This is a genomic window from Tistrella sp. (assembly GCF_002684955.1).
GTDB lineage: Bacteria > Pseudomonadota > Alphaproteobacteria > Tistrellales > Tistrellaceae > Tistrella > Tistrella mobilis.
The window spans coordinates 123,728-134,123 of sequence record NZ_NYWI01000072.1; the positions used below are offsets into that span (position 1 = coordinate 123,728).

Below are 10,396 nucleotides of genomic sequence, written 5' to 3' on the forward strand. Positions count from 1 at the left end.
ACCAGGGCTGATCACCAGCCTCGTCCTCCCGGCACCTGATATCTAAGCACGATAGCGAGGGATGTCGAGATGGCGATTATTGACTATGACGATCGGCTCGCCACGGCGGAGATCTCGGAGCTGATCCGGCGCATGGCCGACCGGCGCCCCTTCTACGCGGCAGTCGGTGAGGCGGCCGTGCAGCAGACCCAGGACAACTTTCGCCGGCAGGGAAGCTCCGCCGGGCCCTGGCAACGGCTTAAAGCCGCGACGATCCGCCGGCGCACAGCGGCCGGTCAGACCCCCATCACGATATTGCGCTCGAACGCCAAGGCGAAGCAGACGAGCCTCGCAGGATCCATCTCCTATCGCGCCGATGCGTCTGCGGTGGAGTGGGGCACGCCGCTGCCGTATGGTAGGGCGCATCAGCTTGGGGCCGACATCCAGATGCCGGCCCGCACCGGGCGCATCTACCGCTCGGCAGCCGCCGGTCGGCTCTTCGCACGGCGGGAGGGGGCCGACCGGGAGATCGAGGTGCAGATCCCCGGCTATACGATCCACCTGCCCGCGCGGCCGTTTATCGAGCCGCCGGATGAGGAGGAGATCGGGGATCTGGCCGCCGACTGGCTCGGCCTGGAGTGACCGGCCCTGGCGCCCGCTGGGGCGCAGGCCGGTGAAGAGGGGGCGGATGGACCGGATCTCCGGAGCCGCCCCGTTAAGCCGCCGTTAGAACGGCGGCAGGCGCGATCAATCGCGCGGTCGGGCGTCGAGGCCCGCTGATCCCCTTCTTACCCCCCCCGGACCTGCCGTCCGGGGGAATACCTGCTGCCGATGGGGCACGATCCGCCTGTAGTCAACAGGCGGACACCCGATGACCGGCATCAAGCAAACGCCCACGATCGAGGTTTTCAGGTCTGGCACCTTCACATCGATGGAGGGCCGCCGGATCACGTACACGCCGGCCCAGCTGCGGGCGATCGCGGATGCCTATGACCCCGCGACCGCACCGGCGCCGGCCGTGGTCGGTCACCCGGATCACACGGCGCCGGCGCTGGCATGGGTGCGGTCGTTCGCCTATGACGCTCAGGCCGATCGGCTGCGCGCGACCCTTGAGGACGTGCAGCCCGAGCTGGCTGAGGCGGTGGCCGCCAAGACCTATCGGCGGGTCAGCCTGTCGATGTTCGACCCCGACCACCCAGCCAATCCCCGGCCAGGAACCTGGTACCCGCGCCATGTGGGATTTCTGGGCGGCGCGTCACCCGCAGTGACGGGCCTACGCCTCGTCGAATTCGCCCTGCCGAGCTCGGAGGCGACGACGATCGAGGGTGACCTCGCCTCGTTCGGCGATGGGAGTGCGGCGGCGACCGCCAGCATCGTCCGCCGCCTGCGCGACTGGATGATCGAGCAGTTCGGCCTTGATACGGCGGACCGCGTGCTCCCGGGCTACGAGATCCAGTGGCTGTCCGACATCGACAGCCAGCCGGCCACGCCGGCCACGCCGGGCTTCGCAGTCTCCCCTCCCGATCCGACACCGACACCCACGGAGGACAATCCCGTGACCACCACGCCCACGCCCCCGCCCGCCCCGGCCCCGTCGCCGGATGCGGCCGATCTCGCGCGCCGCGAGGCCGCACTCGCCCAGGCACAGGCGGCACTCGCGGCCGAGCGCGCGACCAGCTTCGCGGAGCGGCTGGTCACCGAGGGCCGCCTGATCCCCGCCTCCCGGGATGGGGTCGTCGCGCTTCTGACGGCGCTGTCGGGCCCTGACGCCGGCACGTCCACCGTTTCCTTCGCGGCGGGGGAGCCGGCGATCGCGGCGGCCGATGCCCTGCGTCGGATCCTGGAGGCGCAGCCGCCGGTGGTCTCCTACGGCAGCTATCGGATGCCGCCGGCTGAGGGGGATGGCGGCGGGGTTTCGTTCGCGGCGCCGTCCGGGCGTGAGGTGGATCGAAATCGTCTGGATCTGCACAACCAGGCGCTCGCCTATCAGCGTCAGCATCCCGGCACGTCCTACGTGGACGCCGTCATGGCAGTCTCGTGAGGTCGCATCATGATGCAGCTCTACTATGACGTCCTGTCTTTCCCGGTCACGGCCGCGGGCCTGTTCGATGACGGCGCTCTGGTGTCCTTCGCGGGCGTGCAGGTGCTCGCCGACGACGCGCCGGTGGCCGGTATCGCGATGCACCCGGCTACCGAGGTGGGGATGTCGGTCACGACGATGGGTCTCGGGCTCGCCACGCTCACCGCATCCGGTGTCGTGTCTGCGGGCAATCGGGTCGTGTCGGCCGTGTCCGGCGGGGTGAAGGCGGCAGGTGCCGACCCTGCGAATGTTCTCGGCTTCGCGCTCACGTCCGCCGCTGACGGCGCGGGCGTGCGAGTGTTGTTCATGCCCCGCTGACTCGGGCCAGATCTATAAGGAGTGCCCGGCATGACCGGTATCAATGTGCGAACGGCGGGGGTTGTCGACCCCGTGCTCTCCACCCATGCTCGCGGCTACCGCAACCCGGCCTATGTCGCGTCTGCGCTGTGTCCCCGCGTGCCCGTCCCGTCGCGGTCGGACAAGGTGATCAAGTATGACAAGAGCGATTTTCGGGCCATCTCGGCGCGTCGCTCACCGGGCGGGCCGACCCTTCGGCTGCAGCTCGGGTACGCATCCGATACCGTCGCTCTCGACCAGGATTCCGTGGAGATCGTGGTGCCCCGAGAGCATCTCCAGGAAGCGCAGCGCCAGCAGCCGTCTCTCGCCCGAGCCCTCACCAACACCGGGCGGGTCATGAAGCGCCTGGATCTGGGGCTCGAGATCCAGGTCGCCACGATGGCGCGGTCGACTGCGACCTACGGAACGAACAACCGGGTGGCGCTCACCGGCAGCGATCGATGGACCAGTCCCGACAGCGATCCGCTCGACGATATTCTGGCCGGGCAGGCTGCGATCAGCCGATCGATCGGCGTCGAAGGCAATGTGCTCATCGTGGGGCCCACCAGCCTGAAGGCACTGCAAAAGCATCCTGGCATCCAGAGCAGGTTCACGTATTCGACCCCCGGCCTGCTGACGGCCACGATGCTGTCGAGCTATTTCGGGGTGCCGGTGGTCCTCGGCGGCGCGGTCTACCTGCCGGAAGGGGCCCTGGACACCGACCCGGCTGTCCCGGTCTGGGGTGATGACGCGATCCTGGCCTATGTCCCCGACGTGCCCGAGGATCAGCAGGACATGGGTGAACCGGCCTATGGCTACACCTACGAGCTCGAGGGGTACCCGGCCGTCGAAACGCCTTACTACCACGATAATCGGAAGTCGTGGATGTACCCGATGACCGTCGAACGTCGGCCCTACATCGTTGGAGCCGAGGGCGGCTTCCTCATCCAGAACGCGGGAGCGCCGGCCGCATGACCTCCCATCCTGATGGTGCCGATCAGGCGCCGCGTGTCACTGCCGCCGACGTCGACGCCGCGATCGTCAGCGAGCATTTCTTTACGCTCGGAGACGCGGTTTCGGGGGCGGCGCCCGATCGCCGGGTGACCTACCCCGCATCGCTCGATCGGGTGACGGTCTGTGTCCTGACCCTCCACAACGGATGGGTCGTCACGGGCAAATCGGCCTGCGTCAGCCCGGCCCTGTTCGACAGCGATCTCGGCCGGCGCCTTGCACGCAAGGCCGCGGTCGACAAGATCTGGCCGCTGCTCGGATACGAGCTGGCGTGCCGCCAGTCCGGGGGGAACGTGGCATGGAACTCGTGACCATCACCCTGACAGCGCCCGCCAAGATCGGCGGGCAGCGGTATCGCGAGGGCGACACGGTCGACGTCTCGCCCGGCCTGGCGGCGCAGCTGCGGCGCGACGGGCTGGTGCGTGACCGCCTCATCGGAGGTGTCGCCGTCGCCGACATCGTCCGCGAAGGGCAGGACCGTGCGCGGCTCCGCGAGCTCGAGGCAGAGGTCGCCGACCTCAAGCGCCAGCTCGCCGAGGCGCGGGCCGCCCCGCCCGCGCAGCCGCCCACCGAGCCCGATCCGGATCCCGGTGTCAGCCGGGACGAGGATCCCGCGCCGAAGCGCCCCCGCACCAAGGCCTGATGAGCTGACCCATGCCTCACTACGCCACCCTCGACGATCTCGTGCTTGCGGCCGGGCAGGAGGAGATCAACCAGATCGCCGACCGCGACGGGTCCGGCGCGCCGGATCCGGAGGCCGTCGAAGCTGCGCTGACGCGGGCGGACAGCATCATCAACGGTTATGTCGCGGGCCGCTACGCGCTGCCTCTGGCAGAGGTGCCGGCGCTGGTGCGCACCTGGGCCGTGGCGATCGCCCGGTACAGTCTGCACCGGTATGACCTGGATAAGGAGAGCCGCCCCAGGGTCGACTACGAGGACGCGATGCGCGACCTCCGCGACCTCGCCGCCGGCAAGGTCACGCTGCCGATCGCTGACGGGTCGCAGCCTGCGCAGGCCGGCGGGGGCACGGTCATGGCCGCGCACCCGCGACGGCCCAGGTTCTCGCCTGAGGGGTGGCTGCGGTGATCGACCTCGTCTACGCGCGGCTGACTGGGGCGACGTCGACTTTCTCAAGCATTGAGGTGGTTGAGTCTATCGAGGCCATCACCAAGGCGGTGCAGAGCCCGAGCGGCACGCTCTTCATCGCACCGGGCCCGGAAACGGCGGAAATGTCCCGTACCAGCGGGGTGCACCGCCAGCTGGTCAGGGTCGATATCGTGACCGCGATCATCGTGCGTATCGCGGACGATGTGCGGGGTGCAGCGAGGGCGCAGCGCTTTGCGCACTACAAGGCGGACCTCGAAGCCGCCCTCGCAGGGTGGCAGCCGACACCCCAGAGCGAGCCGATGAACCTTTTTGCCTCTGACGGTGGCACGCTGTCAGGCACCGTTAGTGTGTATCTGCAGACCTGGCGGACCACTCGTTATCTCACCGTTTGACGGAGGATCCCATGGCCAAGACCGCGGCCAGTTCGCCCGCGCCGCCCGTGCCGATGACCGGCGGCAGCATCACCTATGTCCGCGACCCGGTCAGCGGCGCGCTGATGCCGCGGGAGGACGCGGCGGAGCCGCGCCGGCGGCGGGCGGAGTCTGTGAATAAGGAGGCCAGCTGATGGCTGAGGCGCATTCATGGCGCAACAAATTGCTGCTCGCCAAGCTTGAGACCACCTACGGAGCGTCCAGCGCTCCGTCTGTCGCCACCAACGTGATCCTCGGCGAGGAGGTTACCATCACCCCCATCGAAGGCACGGAGGTCCAGCGCGTGCTGGATCACGGCCCGGCCAGCCGGACGCTGACCTATCTGGTCGGCAAGCACGTCACGCTGTCGATCAAGGTCGGGCTGGTGGGTTCGGGCACGCTGGGGGTGCCGCCGCATTATGCACCCCTGCTCCGGTCGTGTCAGATGGCCGAGACCATCGTCGCGGACGAGAGCTGCACCTATACGCGTATCCGCACGGGTACGGAGAGCTGCACCATCAAGATCCTCATCGACGGGATCACACAGACGGTCCGCGGGTGTCGCGGCACCTGGAACATCGACATCTCCGTGCCGGCGGTGCCGACGATCACTTTCAGCATGCTCGGGCTCTTCGAAGCCCCGACGTTGGAAGCACCCCCGGGCGTCATCCCGGGCGGCCTTGATTACCCGGAGCCCGAGACGACGTCGGCGACCTCTACCGACTGCGTCCTGGGCGGCGCGGGCCTCCAGATGACGCAGGCAACCATATCTTCGGGATCCGCCGCACAGTACTACGAGACGTCAGGGCGAGCTCAGGTCCGGTGTCTGGCCGACGACACCAGCACGATCACCATCACAGCCGAGGCGGATATCAGCACCAACAACTGGGTGGCATCGGCGGCGACGTCGGCGAGCACCAAGGTGCCATTCGTGATGTCGCACGGCACCGGCCCGCTGCGGTTTGCCATCACGAGCCCGCGCGCACGCGTGGGCAAGGTCACCTGGGTTTCGCTTCCGTCTGACGTGGCGGGCATGCAGATCCCGCTGATCTGCGAGCGCGACGCCACCGAGGCGGCGCTGTCGATCACCTTCGCTGCCGCGTAAAGGACACCCGATGCTTAAGATCACCACTTCGAAGCAGATGCGCTTCAAGGCAACTGTCGACTTCCTGATGCCGGACGGCCCGCGCAGCTTCATCGCTGTGTTCGATATGTTGCCTGACACGGAGATGGACGCGCTGGCGTCCGTGCACCGTGAGCCGAACCCTGACCAGATCTGGAGCGGCGCAGCCGACAAGGCCGTCCTTCGGCGCGCGTGGGTGGGCTGGGAACAGATCATGGATGAGGAAACCGGCAAGCCGCTGGACTACAGCGATGAGGCGCGTGAGTACATCATGTCCGTCATCCCGCTGCGCAACGCGGTCATTCGCACCTACTTCGAGGCGATCGCCGGCGCGAAACGAAAAAACTGACAGAGGCCGTCCGCGCCATATCCGAGGCGCGGACGGCTCCCACCCGGCGGGATCTCGACGAGATGGCCGCCGATGCCGCCGCCCTCGGGATCGACCTCAGCGCCTATCTCGCCCGGGTCGCCGATCGCTCGGCCGAGATCGTGCTCTGGGAGGGCAACGTCCCGGCCTGGAGGGTCTGGAGCCGGGCGCAGACCCAGTGGCGGTATGCCGGGCTCCACGGCGCGATCGTCGGTCTCGACTATGACGCCGTCGCCCGGATCGCCGAGGGGCTGCTCGTCCCCTGGGACGAGCAGCTGATCGACGACATCGCTGCCTGCGAGGCCGTGGTCCTCGAGATTGCCCGTCAAAGGGAGGCCGCCCGTGGCCACTGAGTATGTCGTCCGAGCGCGGTTCACCGGCGATGCGCGGGACCTCACCCGCGCGGCGACCGAAGCGCGCACGGATCTGACACAGCTGGGCCAGAGTGCGGCGGCGGCCGGGCAGCAGATGGCGCGTCAGGGCGCCCAGGCCGACACCAGCGCCAAGGCGGTTCAGGCCGCGGCGACAGCGGCCAAGGCGGCTGCGCGATCTCAGCTGGATCTCGCGGCCGCGGAACAGCAGGCGGCGACATCCGCGGCCCGTGCGACTGCCGCCCGCGCGGGCGGCGATCGCATGACCGATGCCCGCCAGCAGCGGGCGTTGGCCGCAGCCGCCGCGGCCACGACCATCGCCCTGCGGGACCAGGCAGCGCAGCTCGTCACCAGTGCCCAGTCCGCCGCCGCGGCCGCGGCAGGCTATGCCGACCTGACCGCGCAGATCAGGGCGGCCGGGCTGGCCGCGCGCCGCCCGGTAGGTGCACCGGCGGCGGCGGATGAAGCCGGCGGCGATACGGGCGGGCAGTCCATGTCCCGTCAACAGCGCGCGATCGCCAGCGCGCTCAAGGGCGCGTCGGCTGCGCTGGATGCCAATGCCGCGGCCCTGGCCCGTGCGCAGGCCGCGGCGGAAAGCGCCGGCAGCACCTACACCACCACAGCCGAGGCGATCTATGGCGTGACGCGGGCGGCGCGGTCGCTGGCGGCCGAGGCGCAGGTTCTGACCGTTTCGGCGGCGCGCGAAGCCGCCGCGCAGCAGGCCACGACCGCGGCACTGGTGCAGGGGGCCAAGGCCCGGCTGGTGCTGGCCGGTGCGTCGGACCGGGCCGCAGCCGCCACCGCCAATCTGCGCGGCAGCAACGACAACCTGGCCCGCAGCGCCGGCAGCGCAGCCCGGTCGCTGGCCGATCAGGCACGGCAGGCGCAGGGGCTCCACGCGGTCACCGGTGCGGTCACCGCCGTTCTGGGCGCGGCGCGGGGACATTTGATCGGGCTGGCGTCGGTGGCCGGAGCCGCGCTCGTGACCCGTAAAGTCGCGGCCTATGCCGACAGCTGGACCTCGGTTTCGAGCCGGCTGTCCCTGGTGACACAGGGCTCCGCAGAGCTGGCGCGGGCGCAGGCGGACCTCTTCCGGACCGCGCAGGATACGCGCTCCGAATTTGTCGGCGCCGCGAACCTGTTCGCCACGCTGTCCCGGCAGGCGCAGACACTCGGCGCCTCGTATAAGCAGCTGCTCCTCAGCACCACCGCGATCGGTCAAGCTTTCGTGGTCAGCGGTGCATCGGCCGAGTCTTATCAGCAGGCGATCATCCAGCTCGGCCAGGGGCTGTCCGCCGGCGCTGTGATGGGCGAAGAGCTCAACTCGATACTTGAGCAAGCACCCAGGCTGGCGCAGGCCATCGCCGATGGTCTCGGCGTGGGCGTCGCTGAACTCAAGGCGCTCGGCTCAGAGGGCAAGCTGACGTCAAAGGCAATCTTCGAGGCGATCCTGAAGGAAGCCCCGAAGATCGAGGCCGAATTTGCCCGGATGAAGCCCACGATATCGGGCGCCTTCACGGTCCTGAACAACGCCGCCTTGCAGTGGATCGGTCAGGCGGATCAGGCCTCCGGCGCTTCCGCCGATGTGGCCCAGGCGATCATGGGCCTGGCCGACAATCTTGACGGCGCCGCGACCGTGGTCGGGGTGCTGGGCGCCGTGGTCACGGCTACGCTGATCGGCCGGGCGCTGGGCCCGCTGGCCGCGGCCACATCGGTCGCCGCCGCCGGAACCAAGGCCATGTGGCAGGCCGTTCAGGACGGCACCGCCATCGGGCTGGGCAGCAGCGCGGAGATGCAGGCCCGGGCCCGTCACACCCTGACGCTGGCCAAGGCTCAGGCTCACGGTACCGAGCTGACGCTTGGTGCGGCCAAGGCGGAGCTGGCCCATGCCGAGGCCATGGCCACCGCGACCAAGGGGGCCGCGTCCTGGCAGACGCGCGTGGTGGAGGCGGCGGCCAATGTCGCGGCCGCGGAAGCCGCCCATGCGGCCGCCACCGACCGAGTGCGGACGGCGCAGACCGCGCTCGCGACGGCCCTCCAGGCCACCACTCTCCGCGCCCGTGCAGCCACGACCGCCATGGCCGCCCTGAACGCGGTCGGCGGCGGCTGGGGGCTGTCGATCACGGCTCTGACGCTGGGCGTCGGCTATCTGGCAACCCGGACCACCGATGCCGACAAGGCCACAGAGGCCTGGACCGACCGGATCACGGCGGCCGACAAGGCCCTCCGCGAGCTGACCGAGACGGGCAAGGCCCGCGCCGAGCAGATCAAAACCGAACAGGACAACCTGCGGGCGGCGGCCGAGGCCGAGGCGGCACTCGCGGAAGCGCGGGCCACGGCGGCTCAGGCGCTGGCGGACCGGACCGGGGCTCAGTGGGGTATTGGTGGTGTCGCGCTCCGGGTGGTCGGCCTGGATCAGGCTCGCGAGCTCGGCGAAGCCGCCAAGGTCGCACGGCAGCAGCTGAGCCTGTTGCGCGCGACCATCGGCGACTATGTCGGCGAAGTCGGCGGGGCGGCCCGGTGGACCGGCGGTCTGCGGCGCGAGATCACGTCCCTGGCGGACGTGACCGCCAGTGCGGTCAAGCCGCTCGGCGAATTGCTCACCAAAACGAGAGATCTGCAGGCGCAGAGGACCGCGTTCGGTTCGGGGGGCGAGACCGCCCTGCGTGAGGTACAGGCCGCTCAGCAGGCGCGCGACCTGCTCGCCGATGCCGCCAAGGACAGGACGCAGGGGGCGCAGGCGCAGCTGGCCTATGTGGTCGAGCAGGCGCGCGCGATCGGGATTGCGGGCAAGACGGCCGAGGAGGTCTTGACCAATCTGGCCAAGGCCTCGAAGGATGCAGAGGCCGGCCTCGCCTCGGATCAGCGGCAACGCCAGATCCAGGCTGAGCTTCGGGGCGCGAAAGAGGTCGCAGCGGCCGCAAAAGTGTCGGCGGCTGCCGAACGTGAAGCTGACCTGCGAGCGCGGGCGCGGGTCGAGGCGCTGGGCCAGGTCGACCGGACCGAACAGCAGATCTACGAGACGCTGTTGGCCCAGTCCGACGCTGAACGCGCCGGCGACGAGGCCCGCCGCGGCCGGCAGACGGCCCAGGATCTGGATCTTGCCCGGCAAGAGCTGGCGCTGGCCGGCGCCAGCACCCGCGAGCGCGAGCGGGCCCTGGCCCTGGCCCGCGTCAACGCCGACCTGAAGGCCCGGGATATCTCGCTGACCAGCGACATCGCGCGCGCCGAGCATGAGCGGGCCCTGGCCGCGATCGATGCGGCATCCGCGATCGAGGACGCCGGCGCACTCAAGGCCGGGCAGGACCGGCTCAAGGCCTTGGACGCGGAGATCAAGACCATCGGCCAGGGGGCGGCGGCCCGAGCCGAAGCCGTCGCGGTCGAACAGGTCCAGCAGTCGCTGCGAGAGCGGTCCATCGCCCTGACCAGCCGGCAGGCGGGCGAGGAGATCAAGCTGGCCAAGCAGGCGGCCCAGCGGGCCGCAATCCTGAAGGCGGGCGACGAAGCCGCCGACATGGACGCGCAGGCGGCGGCGGCCGAGCGGATGACGGTCGCGATCACCGCCGGCGGCGATGCAGTTCGGGCGGCCGCCCGGGACGAGTACGCACGGGC

The 10,396-nt window shown here is 69.8% G+C and carries 13 protein-coding genes; all 13 read left to right on the plus strand.

The annotated features are described in order from the left end of the window. Positions 1-69 precede the first annotated feature (69 nt). A complete protein-coding gene (locus tag CMO28_RS23335) occupies positions 70-621 on the plus strand; it encodes a phage virion morphogenesis protein (RefSeq protein ID WP_296717742.1) in 552 nt (183 codons plus the stop codon). Between the two features lie 229 nt (positions 622-850). Next, positions 851-2,020, plus strand: coding sequence for a hypothetical protein (locus CMO28_RS23340; RefSeq protein ID WP_296717745.1), 1,170 nt, complete (start codon positions 851-853; stop codon positions 2,018-2,020). Positions 2,021-2,029: 9 nt separating this feature from the next. Continuing rightward, positions 2,030-2,377, plus strand: a complete 348-nt coding sequence (locus CMO28_RS23345) for a capsid cement protein (RefSeq protein WP_296717747.1) — start codon at positions 2,030-2,032, stop codon at positions 2,375-2,377. A gap of 30 nt (positions 2,378-2,407) precedes the next feature. Further along, positions 2,408-3,370 carry a major capsid protein gene (locus tag CMO28_RS23350; RefSeq protein ID WP_296717750.1) on the plus strand — a complete coding sequence of 321 codons (963 nt, stop codon included), beginning with the start codon at positions 2,408-2,410 and terminating at the stop codon, positions 3,368-3,370. Continuing rightward, positions 3,367-3,717, plus strand: coding sequence for a Gp49 family protein (locus CMO28_RS23355; RefSeq protein ID WP_296717752.1), 351 nt, complete (start codon positions 3,367-3,369; stop codon positions 3,715-3,717). The genes CMO28_RS23350 and CMO28_RS23355 overlap by 4 nt, the downstream gene beginning before the upstream one ends. Next, positions 3,705-4,049 (plus strand): hypothetical protein, encoded by a 345-nt coding sequence (locus CMO28_RS23360; protein ID WP_296717755.1) that lies wholly within the window; start codon positions 3,705-3,707, stop codon positions 4,047-4,049. Before CMO28_RS23355 ends, CMO28_RS23360 begins: the two co-directional genes overlap by 13 nt. Positions 4,050-4,060: 11 nt before the next feature. Further along, complete coding sequence (locus CMO28_RS23365) at positions 4,061-4,492, plus strand: gp436 family protein (protein ID WP_296717758.1); 432 nt, start codon at positions 4,061-4,063, stop codon at positions 4,490-4,492. Then, positions 4,489-4,905 carry a hypothetical protein gene (locus CMO28_RS23370; RefSeq protein WP_296717762.1) on the plus strand — a complete coding sequence of 139 codons (417 nt, stop codon included), beginning with the start codon at positions 4,489-4,491 and terminating at the stop codon, positions 4,903-4,905. Before CMO28_RS23365 ends, CMO28_RS23370 begins: the two co-directional genes overlap by 4 nt. Positions 4,906-4,916: 11 nt before the next feature. Further along, positions 4,917-5,078 carry a hypothetical protein gene (locus CMO28_RS23375; protein ID WP_296717767.1) on the plus strand — a complete coding sequence of 54 codons (162 nt, stop codon included), beginning with the start codon at positions 4,917-4,919 and terminating at the stop codon, positions 5,076-5,078. Then, entirely contained in the window at positions 5,078-6,028 is a 951-nt protein-coding gene (locus CMO28_RS23380) for a hypothetical protein (RefSeq protein ID WP_296717772.1), read from the plus strand. The genes CMO28_RS23375 and CMO28_RS23380 overlap by 1 nt, the downstream gene beginning before the upstream one ends. 10 nt (positions 6,029-6,038) lie before the next feature. Next, a complete protein-coding gene (locus CMO28_RS23385) occupies positions 6,039-6,395 on the plus strand; it encodes a hypothetical protein (protein WP_296717774.1) in 357 nt (118 codons plus the stop codon). Between the two features lie 62 nt (positions 6,396-6,457). Further along, the gene (locus tag CMO28_RS23390; protein ID WP_296717777.1) at positions 6,458-6,766 is read left to right on the plus strand and encodes a DUF1799 domain-containing protein; all 309 of its coding nucleotides are present in this window, start codon (positions 6,458-6,460) and stop codon (positions 6,764-6,766) included. Further along, on the plus strand, positions 6,756-10,396 hold a 3,641-nt coding region (locus CMO28_RS23395), incomplete at its 3' end, for a tape measure protein (protein ID WP_296717784.1). The genes CMO28_RS23390 and CMO28_RS23395, both read left to right, overlap by 11 nt.